The sequence below is a fragment of the Psychrobacter sp. UBA6291 genome (genome assembly GCF_002439405.1).
In the GTDB taxonomy this organism is placed as follows: domain Bacteria; phylum Pseudomonadota; class Gammaproteobacteria; order Pseudomonadales; family Moraxellaceae; genus Psychrobacter; species Psychrobacter faecalis.
Genome location: NZ_DJUD01000075.1, coordinates 24,506 through 43,553 on the forward strand (window position 1 = coordinate 24,506; position 19,048 = coordinate 43,553).

General features: G+C 44.6%; 15 protein-coding genes. 7 read left to right on the top strand and 8 right to left on the bottom strand.

The window, feature by feature from the left end:
• Window positions 1–123: 123 nt before the first annotated feature.
• The 3 genes from B3R91_RS12895 (at window position 124) to B3R91_RS12905 (ending at window position 4,185) form a co-directional block, all read left to right on the top strand.
• Window positions 124–819, top strand: a complete 696-nt coding sequence (locus tag B3R91_RS12895; protein WP_286798014.1) for a ubiquinone biosynthesis accessory factor UbiJ — start codon at window positions 124–126, stop codon at window positions 817–819.
• A 90-nt stretch (window positions 820–909) separates the two neighbouring features.
• Window positions 910–2,568 carry an ABC1 kinase family protein gene (locus tag B3R91_RS12900; RefSeq protein ID WP_286798016.1) on the top strand — a complete coding sequence of 553 codons (1,659 nt, stop codon included), beginning with the start codon at window positions 910–912 and terminating at the stop codon, window positions 2,566–2,568.
• Between the two features lie 180 nt (window positions 2,569–2,748).
• Window positions 2,749–4,185 (top strand): FAD-binding oxidoreductase, encoded by a 1,437-nt coding sequence (locus B3R91_RS12905; RefSeq protein WP_286798017.1) that lies wholly within the window; start codon window positions 2,749–2,751, stop codon window positions 4,183–4,185.
• A 221-nt stretch (window positions 4,186–4,406) separates the two neighbouring features.
• Here the strand turns inward: B3R91_RS12905 and ruvB are convergent, their stop codons facing one another.
• The 5 genes from ruvB to B3R91_RS12930 all read right to left on the bottom strand — a co-directional run bounded on the left by ruvB (window position 4,407) and on the right by B3R91_RS12930 (window position 9,697).
• The gene (ruvB, locus tag B3R91_RS12910; RefSeq protein WP_201589625.1) at window positions 4,407–5,387 is read right to left on the bottom strand and encodes a Holliday junction branch migration DNA helicase RuvB; all 981 of its coding nucleotides are present in this window, start codon (window positions 5,385–5,387) and stop codon (window positions 4,407–4,409) included.
• 203 nt (window positions 5,388–5,590) lie between these two features.
• Window positions 5,591–6,211 carry a Holliday junction branch migration protein RuvA gene (gene ruvA / locus B3R91_RS12915; protein ID WP_068404947.1) on the bottom strand — a complete coding sequence of 207 codons (621 nt, stop codon included), beginning with the start codon at window positions 6,209–6,211 and terminating at the stop codon, window positions 5,591–5,593.
• 104 nt (window positions 6,212–6,315) lie between these two features.
• The gene (gene fba, locus B3R91_RS12920) at window positions 6,316–7,353 is read right to left on the bottom strand and encodes a class II fructose-bisphosphate aldolase (RefSeq protein ID WP_286798018.1); all 1,038 of its coding nucleotides are present in this window, start codon (window positions 7,351–7,353) and stop codon (window positions 6,316–6,318) included.
• A gap of 467 nt (window positions 7,354–7,820) precedes the next feature.
• Window positions 7,821–8,207: a hypothetical protein gene (locus B3R91_RS12925; RefSeq protein WP_144297719.1), complete on the bottom strand. Its 387-nt coding sequence runs from the start codon at window positions 8,205–8,207 to the stop codon at window positions 7,821–7,823.
• Between the two features lie 287 nt (window positions 8,208–8,494).
• On the bottom strand, window positions 8,495–9,697 hold the full coding sequence (locus B3R91_RS12930) for a phosphoglycerate kinase (protein ID WP_286798020.1): 1,203 nt from the start codon (window positions 9,695–9,697) through the stop codon (window positions 8,495–8,497).
• 423 nt (window positions 9,698–10,120) lie between these two features.
• On the opposite strand from B3R91_RS12930, the gene B3R91_RS12935 reads away from it, so the two are divergent.
• Window positions 10,121–10,450 carry a TraR/DksA family transcriptional regulator gene (locus B3R91_RS12935; RefSeq protein WP_144297721.1) on the top strand — a complete coding sequence of 110 codons (330 nt, stop codon included), beginning with the start codon at window positions 10,121–10,123 and terminating at the stop codon, window positions 10,448–10,450.
• 95 nt (window positions 10,451–10,545) lie between these two features.
• On the opposite strand, the gene B3R91_RS12940 is transcribed toward B3R91_RS12935, so the two are convergent.
• Complete coding sequence (locus B3R91_RS12940) at window positions 10,546–11,214, bottom strand: thiamine phosphate synthase (RefSeq protein WP_286798021.1); 669 nt, start codon at window positions 11,212–11,214, stop codon at window positions 10,546–10,548.
• A 92-nt stretch (window positions 11,215–11,306) separates the two neighbouring features.
• Window positions 11,307–12,398, bottom strand: coding sequence for a serine hydrolase (locus B3R91_RS12945; protein WP_286798022.1), 1,092 nt, complete (start codon window positions 12,396–12,398; stop codon window positions 11,307–11,309).
• Window positions 12,399–12,847: 449 nt separating this feature from the next.
• Here B3R91_RS12945 and B3R91_RS12950 point away from each other — a divergent pair, with 449 nt between their 5' ends.
• The 3 genes from B3R91_RS12950 to B3R91_RS12960 all read left to right on the top strand — a co-directional run bounded on the left by B3R91_RS12950 (window position 12,848) and on the right by B3R91_RS12960 (window position 17,204).
• Window positions 12,848–13,483, top strand: coding sequence for a response regulator (locus tag B3R91_RS12950; RefSeq protein ID WP_102076814.1), 636 nt, complete (start codon window positions 12,848–12,850; stop codon window positions 13,481–13,483).
• A gap of 120 nt (window positions 13,484–13,603) precedes the next feature.
• Complete coding sequence (locus B3R91_RS12955) at window positions 13,604–15,442, top strand: sensor histidine kinase (RefSeq protein ID WP_286798023.1); 1,839 nt, start codon at window positions 13,604–13,606, stop codon at window positions 15,440–15,442.
• A 34-nt stretch (window positions 15,443–15,476) separates the two neighbouring features.
• On the top strand, window positions 15,477–17,204 hold the full coding sequence (locus tag B3R91_RS12960) for a sigma-54-dependent transcriptional regulator (RefSeq protein WP_286798025.1): 1,728 nt from the start codon (window positions 15,477–15,479) through the stop codon (window positions 17,202–17,204).
• Window positions 17,205–17,273: 69 nt separating this feature from the next.
• Here B3R91_RS12960 and B3R91_RS12965 read toward each other — a convergent pair whose 3' ends face one another.
• The gene (locus B3R91_RS12965) at window positions 17,274–18,911 is read right to left on the bottom strand and encodes a S41 family peptidase (RefSeq protein ID WP_286798027.1); all 1,638 of its coding nucleotides are present in this window, start codon (window positions 18,909–18,911) and stop codon (window positions 17,274–17,276) included.
• Between the last annotated feature and the right edge of the window lie 137 nt (window positions 18,912–19,048).

Consider the following 19,048-nt stretch of genomic DNA (forward strand, 5'->3'; position numbering starts at 1 on the left):
GATAAACACGCTTTTTATAATACAAAAACGTCTGTCGTTGAGCAGGCGTTTACATCGTTATAACAGCCAATATTGAAATATGCGCCGCGCTTATGGCGCTCAACCAAACATTGTGAGGGCCTTATGCTGACTGTGTTACTTTTGGCAGGTGCCGAAAAGTTTATTAATATCGCCATTGCCAGCGATGAGATTACCAAAGCTGGGCTAGCGCCGCTTGCGGGCAAAGTGCTGCGTCTCAATATGGGCATGCCTGAGATTAATCTAGACGTTTTATTTACCGAAGATCGTTTGCGCTTTGAGCCCGTCATGACAGAAGGCGTGTTTGAACCAAGCGGCAGTATGAATGAGCGCCAACAGGCCAGCCTAGAGCGTTCGCGACTTGGCCATAGTCGACCAGACTGTATCATTACCGTTGATAATCCTGCGCAGCTGCTGAATCTTATGCGCGGCACAGAAGGCAACTTACCGATTGCTGGTGATTACAAAGTGCTGATGCAACTTAAGCAGCTGGTTGCAGGGTTTGATCCTGATATCGCCGGCCAGCTTGAACCGTTTATTGGGAAACCGATGGCCAGTCAACTTCATTTGCTGATATCACAACTAAAAGGCAGCTGGCGTCATAATGCCAAACGCGCCTTTAACGATGTCAGCGACTGGGCCAATGACGTAGCGGGTAATGTTACTCCTGACCCGATGGAAGCCGCCGAAGTCAATGATCTAAAGCAGCAGTTATTAAAACTGCGTGCGGATATCGAACGTGAAGAAGCCAAGCTTGCCGCTATCAAAGATGAGCAAGCACGTTTAACCAATCATAGATAATAATAAATAGAGTCTATGACTGTCTAAACGTTCATCACACATAGGCATAGACTCTGCCCTATTTTCGACTTTTTAGAGTAACCCTATCTCATGCTACTATCCCATCGCGCCCGCTTGCTTGAACTTTGGCGTATTGCCGCCGCTTATCGCATTGATACCCATCTGTCTGTCGAAGAAGCGCCGCAGCTGCAACCGTTAGCGCGTTTAATCCGTTTACATCCGGCAGCTTGGGGTAAAAGACATCAGCCTAATGCCATTAAATACGCGCTTGAGGACATGGGGACATTATTTTTAAAACTGGGACAACTGCTCTCGACGCGCCGCGATTTGGTGCCGCCTGAGATTATCGAGCAATTAGTGCAGCTACAAGACAAGGTCAAGCCTTTTGACTCTGACGTTGCTATTGCCCAAATCCAAGACCCAAAACATGGTTTGGGTCAATCTATCGCTACGCTATTTGCACGCTTTGATGTTAAACCATTAGCAGCAGCCTCTATCGCTCAAGTACATACGGCGGCTCTGCACGATGGTCGTGAGGTAGTAGTGAAAGTGGTTCGCCCTGATATTCGCACCACTATCGTGGCAGACTTTGAGCTACTGCGTGAGCTTGCCAATTGGGCATCGGCGCGTATCGAAGCGGCGCGCGCGATTCACATTGTTGATATTGTCGAAGACTATCGCCAAGTGATGCTTAATGAATTAGATTTAACCTTGGAAGCGGACAATACCACGCAGATGCGCAATAACTTCTTAGGTTCAGCACTGATGTATGTGCCTGAAGTCTATGACGCTGCCAAAAACGTCATGGTCATGGAGCGTATTCAAGGCGTTCCTATCTCACAAGTTGAGGTGTTTGATAAGCTTGGTTATGACCGTGCGACACTAGCAGAAAAAGGCTTAACGATATTTTTTACCCAAGTATTTCGCGATAACTTTTTTCATGCCGATATGCATCCGGGTAATGTCTTTGTAGAAACGCCGCCGGTTAAAATACTCACGACAGATATGACAGCGGTCAATTTGGGTCATGAGCCACGCTATATCGGGCTTGATTGTGCCATTATGGGTACGCTATCAAAAGACGACCAGCTTATCGTCGCGCGCATGCTGTTGGCGGTAATGAACAATAACTTTACGGCGATGGTTGATATCGTCAGTAGAGCTGGCTGGATACCGCCCAATACCGATAAGCATGCACTCATGCGTGATATGAAACGCACTGTCGGTCCGATGCTACAAAAATCCATTAATGATATCGACTTTGCTGGTGTGTTGATGCAGATTTTAGATATCGCCCGTCGCCATCATATGAGTATCCCGCCACAACTCATGCTGCTACTGAAAACCTTGGTGCATGTCGAGGGACTTGGTCGCGACTTATACCCTGAGCTTGATATTTGGTCACTTGCTAAGCCCATTTTAAGTGGCTGGATTAAAGAGCAGCTCGATCCGATGCGTAATTTACAACATCTGCGTCAGCAGTTGCCAGAGATTTTATTATCCACGACGGATATTCCTAAGCTACTAGATCAAGGATTGCAAAGTCTTGCTTCCCAAGGCTCGCGCCAAGACAGTCAACTACGAGAAATCCAGCAAATTCGCGCCGATATGTTAAACGACCGTCGCCGCGATTGGTTAGCGCTATCAGGTTTTGCAGTATTTATTGCTATCGCCACCCAAGTCGGTTGGTTTGCGCCTATCTTTTATCTATTAGCCATTATCGTCGTTATTTGGCGGGTTTTAGCTTAGACTATTAATTTTTAACGAAAAAATATCCGTTAATTACTATCAAAAAATCGCACTTGAATAAGCTCTAATGCATTTTAATTGCCCTTTAACGACAATTAAAATGCATTAGAGCTTAACTTTTTATCTTATTTAGCATGTCGTTTACCCAGTAAATATACGTCTTATATGGAGAATTTACCTATGTCGACCATATCATCTATATCGCCTTCCAAATCTCATGATTTAATTAAATCAGACCATAGTGACGCTATTGCCGCTTTGCAAACACGCTTTGGCAAACAACTTAGCACCAATACCACTGTACGTGAACAGCATGGTCATACCATGACCTGGCTTGCTAACCAGCCACCCGACGCGGTATTGACCGTTCAGGATAAACACGAAGTCGCTGCAGCGGTTGAGATTTGCAATCAGTATCAGATGCCAGTCATTGCCTTTGGTATTGGCTCATCTTTAGAGGGCCAATTGAACGCTCCCTATGGCGGTTTATGTATCGATATGCATGCCATGAATGCGATATTACAGGTTAACAATGAAGACCTGACCGTTACCGTACAACCTGGGGTCACACGTGAGCAGCTCAATCATTATTTACGCGATACTGGCTTGTTTTTTCCAATAGACCCCGGTGCCAATGCCAGTATCGGCGGCATGGTCGCGACCCGTGCTTCAGGCACCAATGCCGTCCGTTATGGCACCATGAAAGATGTGGTACTTGCCCTTGAATTGGTGACCGCCAGCGGAGACATTGTGCGCACCGGCACACGTGCCAAAAAATCTGCCGCCGGTTATGACTTGACGCGCTTAATGGTAGGCTCAGAAGGTACGCTTGGTATTGTCACCGAGGTTACGCTTAAACTATTTGGTATTAGCGAGTGTATTGGTAGCGGTATCTGCCATTTCCCAACGATTGAGTATGCTTGTCAGGCAGTGATGTTGACTATTCAAATGTGCTTGCCAATTGCCCGTATCGAGCTGCTCGACGCCATGCAAATCAAAGCGTGTAACCAATATGCCAATTTGAATTTAACAGAAACGCCTACGCTATTTGTAGAATTTCATGGCACAGAAGCCAGCGTCGCCGAGCAAGCGCAAATCTTTACCGACATCATCGAAGAGTTCGGCGGTACAGATTTTGCTTGGGATACCAACGAAGCCGAGCGTAAACGTCTGTGGCAAGCGCGCCATAACGCCTATCACGCCAGCTCTGCCCTACGACCTGAAGCCAGCGCTCTATCGACTGATGCCTGCGTGCCCATTTCACGCTTGGCAGAATGTGTCAGCGCTACGGCAAAAGATATCAAAGCGTCAGGCATGATTGGACCTATCGTCGGTCACGTCGGCGATGGTAATTTTCATGTTTTATTATTGGTCGATACCAATAACCCTGAAGAAGTCGCTACCGCTGACGGTATTATCAGCCGCCTTGCCTCGCGTGCGATTGAGATGGATGGTACCTGTACCGGCGAGCACGGTATTGGACAAGGTAAGCAAAAATATATGCAGCAAGAGCATGGTAATGCCTTATTGCTGATGCAAGCGATTAAGTCAGCCCTTGACCCTAAAAACATTTTAAATCCAGGGAAGATATGGCCTGAAGCTTTACCTAAAGCTTAATTTAAAAAACTGCAGTATGAAAAAGCGTTTACCTTTAATCTCACAATTAAAGGTAAACGCTTTTATAGTTTTAATATGGTTCATTTATTTTGAAATAAATGCGTGGCTGCAGGTATGAGTTTTTCAAAGCCTCTGGAATGCAAAGCACATAGCAAGCGAAGAAAATTGATACCCGCACCATGCTATTAAAGACACGCTTCGTGCGTTTCGAACTGACTATCCTACAACATCTGGTCAATCGCCATCTGCGTCAATACCCGACCACGCGCCGTACGCAGCACATAACCTTGTTGTATTAAATATGGTTCAATCACATCCTCAAGCGTACCGCGATCTTCGGCCATTGCTGCTGCTATTGCTTCAACGCCTGCAGGACCACCATCAAAACGCTCGTGTAATATCTCTATATAGCGTCTGTCCAAATGGTCGAGACCTCGTCTATCTACGGCAAGCATATCAAGCGCACTACCCGCTATCGCGCCATTGATACTACCATCACCTTTAACTTGGGCATAATCACGCACACGGCGTAATAGCCGATTGGCAATCCTTGGCGTACCGCGCGAACGGCGCGCAATCTCTACTGCGCCATCTTCGCTCATCGGTACCCGCATCAAACGCGCCGCACGGCTAACAATCGTTGTCAGATCAGCGATATTATAAAACTCTAAGCGCTGCACGATGCCAAAACGATCTCGCAATGGCGAAGTCAGCAGCCCTGCGCGTGTGGTTGCTGCCACCAAAGTAAACGGCGGTAAATCAAGCTTGATAGAACGTGCCGCTGGACCTTCGCCAATCATAATATCAAGCTGAAAATCTTCCATTGCTGGATAAAGAATTTCTTCAATGACCGGACTTAGACGATGAATCTCATCGATAAAGAGCACATCGCCCGCTTCTAAATTGGTCAGCATGGCGGCCAAATCACCAGCACGCTCAAGTACAGGCCCTGAGGTAGAACGCAGATTGCCACCCATTTCACGGGCAATAATATTAGCAAGTGTGGTTTTACCAAGCCCCGGCGGACCAAAAATCAAAGTATGATCTAATGCCTCGTCGCGACCACGTGCCGCGCCAATAAACACTTCCATTTGCTCACGCACCACCGGCTGACCGATATATTCAGCCAATAATGCCGGTCGAATATTAGAGTCAGGCGCATCACCTGCCCCTTCTAACGGATTAATCAAACGATCTTGCATCATAGGTTTTATCATTTTATTAAAATCATTATTTTTAAAAGACTAAATCATAAACAGCATAACCAAACGCTGCGCATAAGTCATGCAAAACATCATAAAGCAGGTAGTCAATAAAACACAGCCTAAAACGAAAATAAGCGACAATCAATGTCGCTTATCTGTTTAAAATTAAGATGTACTGTTGCTACTCGTAGTTTAAATAATTAAAAACCAGAGAGCTGTTGCAGAGTGGCTTTTAACAAGCTTTGCGTATCGGCAAAGGTATCGCCGTTACTTTTCGCTGCTTTAATCGCTTGCTGCGCTTCTCGTTCTTTATAACCCAAGCTAATCAGCGCGCCCTCGACCTCAGCGATGATACTGCCTTCAGCAGACATAGGCGCAGGTTGAAGCGCAAATTCTAAACTGCTATTATCAACCTCGATATTTTTCAGCTTATCTTTTAGCTCAATCAATAAACGCTGTGCGGTCTTTTTACCGATACCGGGAATACGCGTTAATGCCGTCTCAGACTCTTGCTCGACGTGCATTTTTAGCTCAGCCGCTGACATCGCGGACAGCATCGCCAGCGCCATTTTTGCCCCAACGCCATTGATTTTAATCAATTGGCGAAAGACATCGCGCTCTTTACGATCGATAAAACCAAAAAGCAGCTGCGCATCTTCACGCACGTGAAAATGCGTCCAAATGCTCGCCTGCTCATTAAGACGCAACTGGCAAAATGACGGCAGCGGCAGCTCTATATCGTAGCCTACGCCAGAGGCAGTCATGACACAGGCAGTCGGCGCCATCAAATATTGCACCTGCCCCGTAATCAATCCAATCATTATCCACCACCTTTTATAAGATTTGACTATAAAAACTGCTTATAGCATTTGCGCTAAAAATAAGCGGCTGTTATGGCTCAATGAGCTTGCTTTGCTAACCACGCTTATTTATAAAAATCGACCATACCTTCGAGGCTGATTGGACGAACTTTATGCGCCTGACCCGCTGAACCAAAGGCTTCAAAACGATTGGTACAGATATCTGACATCGCAACCATAGAGGCTTTGAAATATTTACGTGGATCAAATTCGCTAGGGTTTTCTGCCAAGAATTTACGGATCGCGCCCGTTGATGCCAAACGTAAATCGGTATCAATATTGACTTTACGGACGCCGTGCTTAATCGCTTCAACGATTTGCTCAACCGGTACACCATAGGTTTCCCCGATATCGCCGCCATTTTCATTGATGACTTTTAGCCATTCTTGCGGTACTGACGACGAACCATGCATCACCAAGTGAGTATTCGGGATACGCGCATGAATCTCTTTGACGCGCTCAATCGATAAGATATCGCCTGTCGGTGGACGAGTAAATTTATACGCGCCATGACTGGTGCCAATAGCAATCGCTAGCGCATCGACATTAGTGTCTTTGACAAACTGCTCGGCTTCATCAGCGCTGGTCAATAGCTGCTCGTGATCCAATACGCCTTCTGCACCTGAGCCGTCTTCTTCACCTGCCATGCCGGTCTCAAGGCTACCTAAGCAACCAATTTCCCCTTCGACAGAAACGCCGCACGCGTGGGCCATTTTCACCACTTCGCGGGTCACGCTGGCATTATAATCATAATCCATTGGCGTTTTACCGTCTTCACCGAGCGAGCCGTCCATCATCACCGATGAGAAACCAAGCTGAATTGAGCGCTGGCAAATAGCAGGTGACATGCCATGGTCTTGATGCATCACCACCGGAATATGCGGCCATTCTTCAATCGCAGCAATAATCAGATGACGTAAAAATGCTGACCCTGCATAACTACGCGCGCCAGCACTGGCTTGCACGATGACAGGTGAATCACAAGCGTCGGCCGCCATCATGATGGCACGCATCTGCTCTAAGTTATTGACGTTAAAGGCAGGGACACCATAGCTGTGCTCAGCGGCATGATCCAAAAGTTGACGTAAAGATATTAAGGCCATAAAACGCTCTCTGATTAGATTTTAAAATAAATACTTGTAACGATTTGGTGATTACAAGTGTTCTATCCTCGCTGCAAGGTAGGTAAATCGACAAGCAGCACTATAGAACAGTTGGGAAAATGCAGGATTTTTACTAGCAATTATCACGCGCAGATTATAGCAAATTTTGCCCACGCTTCGTAGCGGTTGAGCGACTATTTATTAGGCTCACATTATTAAGCTCGATTAAGCTTGCGGTTTTATTGAGCATACCGATTGTATTGAGGTTACAGCTTTGGTTTAATTGATGAATGATGCTATTGCATACTTTACTTTTAGCAATGCATAAAACGCAAAAAGCCTTGGTCATCACCAAAGCTTTTTAGTATTTCGAGGCTTATAAGACCGCTATTGATTATAGCGCTATGCATGCAAGTCGATTATTAAAATTAAATAACTTGAATGAATCATAACTGATCAGCAATCAATTAGTACTGTTGTTCTGCTTCTACTGCGTTTTCACTGGCTTTCTCTTCAACAGCAGAGGCACCATCAGCAACCACGCCAGCAGTAGCAGAAACGGCTTCATTTGCGCCCACTACAACTGCTTCACCAGTATTTTCTATCGCGTCAGTCGCAGCAGCACCAGCTGTTTCAGCGCCTTCAGCAACTTCTGCGCCGGCGTTTTGGGCAGCAACTTCAGCGTCAGCAGCAGCGGCTTCGGTTTCAGCAATAGCAACTTCTGTGTTAGCAGCAGCGTCATCACCAGCAGACTCAGCAGCAGCTTCCGTTTTATCTTGTGTTTCTTGGCTACATGCAGTAATTGCAAAGGTACCAGCAAGGACACTAGCAAGTAACAAATGACGTTTTAACATAATAAACCTCTCGTAAATAAAGCATGCCAAATACATGATTTTCGCTATTTTATAGAGTACAAATTGGGCATGCAATCATAATTTTCAGTATGGAAACAAATAATTACTACTTAATAATAAGCTGTGACCTTTCACGCTCACCTTTATCCTGCAGCTCTCATACAGACAGGCCAAACAACAATAAAATCAAACACGGTGGTCACTTTATTATTTTTATAGCCTACCCCAGATGCTCATAATAAGTTGTACGTCTAATGTTACTTAATTGATAAATGACGATAGAACGATTACTCGCCGATTTGTAAAGCAGCGACTGCTGGCAACACTTTACCTTCTACAAATTCCAAAAAAGCGCCGCCGCCCGTTGACATATAGCTAACCCCATCAGCCACTTGATATTTATCAATTGCCGCTAACGTGTCACCGCCGCCCGCAATCGAGAACCCTTGGCTGTCTTTAACCGCGTTTGCCACAATTTGCGTACCTTGACCAAAAGCATCGACTTCAAATACGCCGACCGGTCCATTCCATAAAATGGTTTTTGCCTTAATGATAGCAGCCGCTAATTGCTTGGCGCTCTCTGGCGCGATGTCTAAAATCATGTCATTATCGCCAATGGCATCGACCGACTTAATAGTAGCGGTAGCTTTCTGTAATGAGCCGGTAAAGTCCGCAAAATCAATCTCATTTTTATCGGCCACGACCACATACTCTGGCAATAAAATCTCAGTCTTACTCATAATATCACGAGCGGTATCGACCAGTTCCGCCTCATATAATGATGCTCCAACGCTATGACCTTGCGCTGCCAAAAAAGTATTGGCAATACCGCCGCCAACGATAATTTGCGAGCAGACTTCAGCTAAGCTATGCAGTACTTCAAGCTTGGTCGAGACTTTTGAGCCACCAACGATTGCCAGCATCGGTTGGGCTGGCGTTTCAAGCGCAAGACTTAAGGCATCAAGCTCAGCGGCCAATAAAGGTCCAGCGCAAGCAACTTTGCCCGCTTGATGCATCGCTTGGGTCACGCCTTCGGTTGACGCTTGCGCGCGGTGCGCCGTGCCAAAAGCATCCATGACAAACACATCGCACAAATCCGCATATTTTTGCCCCAACGCTGTGTCATTTTTCTTCTCGCCGTTATTAAAGCGCACGTTTTCTAGCAGCACGACTTCGCCTGCCTTGATTGCCACGCCTTGAGTTAGATAGTCTTTATTTAAGCTGACTGGCGCAGCTAGCTTATCGCTTAAATAATCAGCAACTGGCGCAAGCGAATAGATGGCCTCAGGACTGCCTTCTGTCGGACGTCCAAGGTGTGAGCAAACAATCACCGCCGCGCCTTTTTCTAACGCCATTTTGATGGTAGGCAAACTGGCTTGCAGGCGCGCATCGCTTGCGACTTTGCCATCTTTGATAGGCACATTTAAGTCTTCACGAATCAATACCACCTTATCCGCTAAGCTCAGCTCACTCATACGCAAAAAATTCATTACCTGCTCCTATGCATCATCTATGGTTAATCTACAATATGGCTGTTTGCTAACTGCAAAACGTTTTCACGAAATAGTCATTTTAAGACGTATATTATGGGTCATTCTCGCACTTGGTGTTATAGAACTGTCCAAGCAAGAATTTCAGCGGTGTATTCTAGCAGTTTTTAGTCTTCTCTTATAAAGAACTGTGATAAATTTTGCGCTATAGATTATCAATCCATATAACTGCCAAATTTCAATAGTAATCACATGCACTAAAAACAGTAACATTTCGTGGTGGTACTTCATCATTAGGCTGTTTATGATAAAGGCGTGTTTGTGATAAGCACCGCTCATTATAAGAAAAGCAGCTTATTATAAAACCTATGATGATAATGAATAATAAACCTAACAATAAAAACAAGCTCTCAGGAGAAAATTATGAGTATTGATATTGAAACTGCCAAACAAGACCTGCTAAACCTAAAGGAAGAATATGAAACTCGCATTGATAAAATCGAAGACCATATTCAAAACCCGCAAGACGACCTCAATGAACATTGGGAAGATCAGGCCATCTCATACCGTCAAAACGACATGCGCGCAAGCTTGATGGATGAAGCGCGTCAAAGCCTTATCTACGTCGAAAACGCGCTAAGCCGTATTGAAAACGGTACTTACGGTGAATGTGAAGTGTGCGGCAAACAAATTGAAGCGCAACGCTTAAAAGCACTGCCATATGCTACGTTGTGTATGGAACATGCAGAATAATTTTTAATGGCTATTTTAAATAAATGTCACTTAAAATAATTTCATTTGAAATAAATGTTAGCTTTAAAGATTAAAAAATTGATATAACTTTCTAATCAAGCAGGCGTTTGCCATCTGCTAAGCGCCTGCTGCCATTGCTGACAACGCGCGGCAATTTTCTCTACAGGCAAATCCATAATATTGCCAACGACCGCCACATAGGTAATTGGCAAACCCGCCAGCTCGATTATATTTTCCGCCGTCACCCCCCCTATCACACAGATATCAATCCCCTGTTGACAACCTTCGATGAGCTGCTGGCGAGATATCACATGGGCATTAGGTTTGGTATTTGAAGCAAAAACTGCGCCCATCGCCGCATAGCTTGCGCCGTTTTCTTTTGCCTGTTTGACCAGCGCTACATCGCCGTGACAAGTTCGCCCAATAATTTGTTCGGCTGCAAGATAACGTTTGGCATCATCGATAGCGCCATCTTGTTGACCTAAATGCACCCCGATGCCAAGTTTTTTGGCAAGGGCAATGTCATCGTTCATCACAACATCGACATTATAGGCTCTAGCTAAGCTGACTATCTGCTGCGCTTCCTCATAGAGTTTTTCTTTGCCATTTGCTGATTGTAAGGTTTTTTTACGGCGAATTTGCAATAATGCTACCAGCCCTGTTGCTAATGCTGCTTCTAGTTTTGCATATAAAACCACAAATTCATCATCATTGGTAAGTAAATATAGTTTGGGCGCGGGCGTCATAGCCGATACTTGGAACATATGGTTTTTCCTTAAATGGGCTTAAATTTGACCCAATAAAAAGGCTGTTATATTACATAACAGCCTTGTACATCAATATTAAAATAGCACGCTTATACGGTACGGCGAGTCGCCAAACTGTTTAAGATATTTTTCGCATCACCCCAACGCGTCGCTGAACTGTTTGCGCCCAAAATCACGATAATCGCTGGACGGTTATTAACGCGGGTTTCCATCACCACGCAGCGCCCTGCTTCATTGATAAAGCCAGTTTTTGAGATACCGATTGGATAGCTGCCATCACGCACTAAGCTGCTGGTGTTGTTGGCTTTATAGGTACGGTTGCCGCTTGAGTAGTTAGAGACATAAAAGTCATAGCTTTTGGTGGTCGAAAAACGACGAATGACATCGTAGTTGCCAGCTGCACGTACCATTTTAACGAGATCATTTGATGAAGCGACGTTACGCTTATCAAGACCCGTTGGGTCACCGAAGAAAGCGGTGGTCATGCCCAAGTCTTGAGCTTTACGGTTCATAGCGCGCATAAAGGCACTATAACCACCTGGATAGTTACGCGCTAGGCTTTTTGCGGCTGGGTTTTCTGACTTCATCAATGTCATGAGTAGCATCTCAGCACGGTTCAAACGGTCACCTGACTTAAGGTTTGAGCTGGCGCGTTTTGGACCGACGAAATCTTCTGGATCAAGGGTAATCTCTTCACGCATGTCAAGACCGGCGTCTAGCACCACCATCGCTGTCATAATCTTAGTAATACTTGCCATCGGACGGGCAATATCAGCAGCTTTTTCGTAGATAGATTCGCCGGTTTCAGCATCGATGACCGCAACACTGCGCGAATCGGTACTGATTGGAATCATACTACCGCTGTTAAAACCGCCACGATAAGCGGTGTTATAGCTGTTGGTATTATTGAAGCTATTATTGCTGCTACCAAAACTGTGTGCATTAGTAATATTGGTGGCGCCGTAGCCATTGTCTACTTTTTTAATCGCCGAGCTATTACTGCTGTTGTACATGATTTTACGCGCTTCAGATAAGCTATCGGCACCGCCCCAGCTCACACGAGCACTAGACTCAGAGCCAGAACTACCATTAATGGTAAGCGCCGCTTGTGCAACACTGCCCAAACTCAATGAAATTAGAGCAGCGATTAATTGCTGTTTGGTTAATGGTAGTTGCTTCATTATGCCTCCTGCAGCCGCGCTGCCATTAGTTAGAAAATCGGTTACATACTAACTAATATCAACAACGTACGTAGCGTTTGTGGTTGTGTTTGTAGATACTCGCATAGAGTTTTTGTATTTTTAGTGTATCATGGTTTGCATTTAAGTTTAATCTACTAAATCAATTAGATGTCGTTTTTTGACCACATTCAAATTTTACTACATTTAGTTTATATTGTAGCAATATTAATTAACAATGGCGCAATATAGCATTACATTTAAGCTTATAAAGGCACAGTTGCAAAGTTCCTATAAAAGTATGCTGCTTAATATAAGGGAGTTTGTGAGTTTACATATTTTAATTAAAAAACTTATAGCAGCTGATATTTATAATAAGACAGTAAAATCATTTAGATAGTTTAAGTCTAACAGTGCACCCTTTATTCTGACCAATAGAAAAGAGTATAACTATGATTCGAGTACTAGTAGTAGATGATCATGATTTGGTGCGAATGGGCATTAGCCGCATGTTGGCAGATAGTGCCGATATAGAAGTCGTCGGTGAAGCGGATAGTGGCGATATGGCGATTAAATTGGCAAAACAGCTGCGTCCGGATGTGATATTGCTCGATGTCAATATGCCCAATATTGGCGGCCTCGAAGCCACCAAACGCCTCATCCAGCTTGATATGGGCTTTAAGATTTTGGCCGTGAGTAGCATGTCAGCGCAGCCTTATCCGTCAATGCTTATTAAAGCGGGTGTCAATGGTTATATTACCAAAGGGACGCCGCTTGACGAGATGATACGCGCGGTGAAAAAAGTCTATCAGGGCGGGCGTTACTTTAGCCAAGACGTCGCTGAGCAATTGGCGGATGTTTTGTTATCTGATAATGCCAGCTCACCTTTTGACTTATTAAGTGACCGAGAAAAACAGGTCGCCATGATGGTGGTGAATTGCCAAAGCCCGCAGCAAATCGCCGACCAGTTATTTGTCAGTGTCAAAACCATCAATACTTATCGTTACCGCATTTATGAAAAAGTCGGTGTCGATAGCGATGTAAAGCTGACCCATTTGGCCATTCGCCATGGGCTTATCCAACCGTAAGTCGCTATGCGCATGCATTTTAGGCGTCTTTTCTTTTATGACGATTAATTTTTAAAGCCTATAGAAATACCGAAACCCTTAACGCCTATGAAATCTTTAAAGTCTGCGCCGTCGAAACCTATGAATTCTATTAGTAGAGTTATAGCCGCTATTACGGATTATTTTCAGCGCGATGACACCTTACCTTTGCCGCAGCTGCGCAGGTTGGGTTTGATTTATAGCAGCTATCGCTTTGTCGTCAGCCTATTTTCTATGCTGATGGTGTATATCACAGCGCGCGCTAGCGATGGTTCATCATTACCAAGTTTTTTGCAGCAAACCGCGCTCAGTTTTTATGTCCTTTTAAGCTTAATTTTATTGGGTTTATTTTATGTGGTGACCAAGCATCCACGGCAACAGCTGGCGTTTGGTTTAGCGGTAGACGTCATTATTTTAAGCTTACTGCTCTATACCGCTGGCGCGCCTGATTTGCAGTTGACCATGCTGTATATGGTGGTAGTTGCCGCCAGCTTTATGCTGCTTCATAGCTCGCAAGCGCTGATTATTACTTTACTGGCGATTATTTTCGTTATCTATCAGCAGTTTTTTTATGCGATTGCCAATAGCATGAATTTGGCAAATTTAGGCGATGCGCTCCTGATGTCAGCCAGCTTTTTGGCAGTCGGCGGTTTGAGTTGGTCAATCTCGCAGCGCTTGGTACAAGTTGAGAAAGTAGCGGCCCGCCACGCCAAAGAAGTCGAACGCTTAAACGTTATCAATCAAGAAGTCATCACCCAAATGGCCAACGGTGTCATCGTCATCGATTGTGAACAAGTGGTTTTAGCCAACCTTTCGGCTTATCAATTACTGAGTATTCCAAATGCTACGGCAATGGATGCAGAGTATGTTGAGACAAATGCTGCGCTAAGTAGCTCACAAAATGATTCGTTAAACAATTTTTTAAACAGCACTTCTCCAAAAAATCATACAAAAAACACTTCAAATCATCTTGCAGATAACACCCTCTCTGACTTTCAGCAGCAGCTTCGCGCGCAACATCTACAGTTATTTGAAGCTTGCTTATCGATAGAGACGGGACAATCTCGCAGTTTTATTTATGAGTTGCCAGCTACTGCCAATGCGTCTGTCTTTGGTAAGCTGCGCGTCGAAATCATCCCACTAAAAAATGACAGTAAGCTTGTCATATTGGAAGACTTACGCCGCGAACAAGCCAGCGCCCAACAATTAAAACTGGCCTCTTTGGGGCAGCTGACCGCCAGTATTGCTCATGAAATAAGAAACCCTTTAGCCGCTATCTCGCAAGCCAGTCAACTACTAATAGAAGATGTTGAAGAAAATCAGACAGTAGAGGATGTAAGCGCAAACGATGCCTTGGCTGGTAATCATGAGCTTTATAAAATGATATTCACGCAAACAAAGCGCGTTAATCGTATTATTGAAGATGTTTTAAAACTGTCACGCCAGCAAATCGCCAATCAGCAATTGATTGCCCTTGCCGATTGGATGCCAGAATTTTTGGCAAACTACTTTCAAGGTCACGATGTTTTTTTACACAGCCATGCGCAGCCGACCATCTCATTTGACCCGCATCAGTTAGAACAAATTTTTATCAATTTGATTAACAATGGCTTACGTCATAGCAGTTATGCTCACCCTCATGCCGTTGTGGAAATCGAGATTTATTGTGCCGATAACGATGTTATAATTGATGTATTGGACGATGGCACAGGTGTAAGCACGGCAGACTTAACCCACCTGTTCAATCCATTTTTTACCACTGATAAGGCGGGTACGGGTTTAGGCTTGTATTTATCGCAAGCATTTTGTGAAGCCAACCATGCGCGCCTACTTTATATTCCAGAACACAAAAAGACTTGTTTTCGTTTGATTGCGCCTGCTATTGACAACGCGGCCATTGATAATGAAGCCGTTGAAAACTTAGATAAAACCTATTTTTAATGCCTTGCAATATTTTAAGACAATGAGATGATGTATGACCACAACCGCGCTAGTCGTTGATGATGAAGTAGATTTATGCCGCTTGATGCAAATTACCTTAACCAAGATGGGCATCAAAAGCGATGTGGCTTATACCTTATCGCAAGCCAAAACCTATTGGCAAGCAAACGACTATGACTTTTGTCTAACCGATTTAAAACTCCCTGATGGGTCAGGCTTAGAGTTGGTTAAGCATATTAGCAGCAGTTCAAGTACGCCCATTGCCGTGATTACCGCGCATGGCAGCATGGATTTGGCGATTGAAGCGTTAAAGCTGGGCGCTTTTGATTTTGTTAATAAGCCGCTTGAGCTGCCGCGCCTGCGACAATTGGTCGAAAATGCACTCAAGGTTATTCATCAAGATAACGCCGCAAAGTCAACGCCTGAGCGCTCACCTGAGCAGCAAATGCTCGATAGCCGTCTCATTGGCGACTCAGCTGTCATGCACCCGCTAAAAAGTACCATTTTAAAGTTAGCGCGCTCACAAGCGCCAGTTTTTTTATCGGGGGCATCGGGCACTGGTAAAGAAGTGGTTGCGCGCTTGATCCATGATTTAAGCCCGCGCCGCGATGGCAGCTTCGTGCCAGTCAACTGCGGCGCGATTCCGTCAGAGCTGATGGAGTCAGAATTTTTTGGTCATAAAAAAGGCAGCTTTACTGGCGCTGTGGCTGATAAACAAGGACTGTTTCAACAGGCTAATGGCGGTACGCTATTTTTAGATGAGGTCGCCGACTTACCACTAGCGATGCAGGTCAAATTACTGCGCGCCATTCAAGAAAAAACCGTGCGCGCAATCGGCGATACCAAAGAAGTGCCAGTTGATATTCGTATCCTATCAGCGACGCATAAGGATTTAAATCAGCTGGTACAAGCAGGTAGCTTTCGCCAAGATTTATACTACCGCATCAATGTCATTGAGCTTAAACTGCCGACGCTTAACGCAAGACGTGATGATATACCGGTATTGGCCAAGCACTTTTTGACCCTGATTGCCGATGAATGGCAATTGGAGTCGCCGCCAACACTGACCCATGCTGCGTGCGCGCGTCTACAACATCACGACTTTGCTGGGAACGTACGCGAATTACGTAATATCCTTGAACGCGCGATAACCTTAGCGGAGACATCCACTATTGATGCCAGTCATTTGGGCTTGGCTGATTTCGACAACCAACAACTAGAGAACGCGCAAGAAGCTATTGCAGAAGTAGAGCAAAATAACAACGCTGACAAAGCGACCCTTTCGAGCAATGCTATTTTAGATAAAAGTGAAAGCTTAGAAGCGCAATCTATAAAAGATAATGCGGAAAAAAATAACGTAGAAGGTGCAGAAAAAGACAGCGCACAACAAGCAAAAGCTACTATATCTCCTTATCGCACCATTACGCAGCACTATCCTTCAATGAATGCGCACGCTGCAGCCAGTCCTACAGCACAACCTGATAAAACAGCAGCCAGCGCTATGTCAGAACCATTAAGCAATGAAGCAGAAAATTCAGAAAATTTAAGACCACCCGTAAATCAAGAAAATATTAGCACCGGTCAATTACCTGCCCAAGGCTTAGAGCATTATTTGCAAGAGCAGGAAAGGCAGCTGATTATTACCGCCCTTAAACAGACAAACTGGAATAAGACCCAAGCTGCTGAATTGTTGGGCACCACTTTCCGCTCGTTACGCTATCGTATGTCAAAGCTTGGAATTGCTGAAAACCAGTCTGAATAATATATAAGCGCTAACCATAAGACGATAATTAAATCAGTTCGAAAAGTCTCAGTTTAAATGCTAACGAAATTAGGGCTTGGCTTTAACAGTCGGCTTTTCAGTCGGCTTTTCAGTCACATGGTCGATAAGCCTGTTGTTTTGAGTCACTTTGTTTTTAACAACTTTATTATTAGTATCATCTTGACTAGGATTATTCGCTGCTTGAGGCTTGCGTACAAAGCGAACACCCGACGGCAGGGCTTTTTGTCTGAGTAAATCAAGCGCCTGTTGCTCCCATATGCTTTCACTTCCTGTTAAAGTCACATCAGGCGCTACCCCAACCCCATCTATTTTTTTACCTGAAGCGGTCATGTAATGGGCAACCGTCAGCTTCACCGCCTGCTCGTCATTCAGCGGTATCACGGACTGCACTGAACCTTTACCATAACTGACTTCGCCTAAAATAGTCGCGCGTTTTTGCGCTTGCAAACTACTGGCTAAGACCTCAGCCGCTGAAGCAGAATAACGATTTTGCAACACCACAACTGGCATGGTATCTAATAACGCTGCACCTTGCGTCGATAGTGTGCGGGATTCGCTTTGACGACCTTTGACTTGTACCACATCGGTATTGGTCATAAATAAACTGGCAACGCTTACCGCTGACGCCAATACACCGCCTGGGTTGTCACGCATGTCTAATAAAATTCCCTTAACAGGCGCATCCAAATCAATTAACCCTTGTAACAGCTTTTCACGGCTATTGTTTTGAAAGGCGGGTAATCTAACAATAGCCATTCCATCTACCAGCCGCGTTTCAATAATTTGTGGATGGTTGTGATTACGCTGTAAAGTCGTGGTATGTTTACGCCGGCCTGCTTTTGATGTCACGACATCCACTTGGGTACCTGCAATGCCTGTTAACAATTGCTCAATGTCATTACTTTCTTCGTCTTCACCAAGTTTAAACTCGTCTACTTGGTGCAAATAATCACCAACGGCAATGCCTTTTTTATCAGCAGGCGAGCCATCAACCACCTCAGTAATCACCCAATAGCCTACTTTAGGCTGATACTGCACCTTGATACCGATATCGCCGACGTCGCCTTCAGTAAAAGCGCGCAGATTCTCATAAGCTTCTGCATCCAAAAACTCAGCATGGCTATCAAGCTTGGTCAACATCCCGCTCATGGCGTTGCTAAATAACTCTTCGTCATTGACTGTATCCACATATTCGCGTCGTACCAAATCAACGACGGCCACAAAAGTTTTGAGCGTTTCAGGCGAAATGGCCTTTAACGATACTTGCGCAACTTCAGCGGGAATATCGGTATTTATCACGTCTGACTCGTCATTTAGCGCGCTTTCATCAGCGACAGCATCTATCGAGTCATCGACTTGATCGGCAGATTCGAGCATATCAGCGATATCTGATAAATCGTCGGCGCTATTAGCTTCCTCGTTATTATTTAAGGATACATCGTCGTCGTTAAGTCCAATCAATTGCAAGCTTGCCGTGGGATTTTCGCCAGTATTATTGATTTTACCGTTATTGTTGGTAGCAGCTTGTGCTGGCATATTGACCACACCTAGCCCTACTACACTGCTTATAAGAGCGGGTTTTAATAGCTGAGAGCCGATTAATTTGACATTAAAAGACTTCATTTTAAAAGATTTAGAAGCAATAGATTTAGAAGTAGTAGATTTAGAATCAACAGGCAATGGCATGATGATATTTCTCAAGCTTTTAGACCGCAATAAGAATAAATGGCGAATTGGACGCATAATAAATTACTCAAAAAAAGGATTTGGTTATTATTTTTATAACTTTCAGATTATATAGATATACCCCACTCTCAACTTCG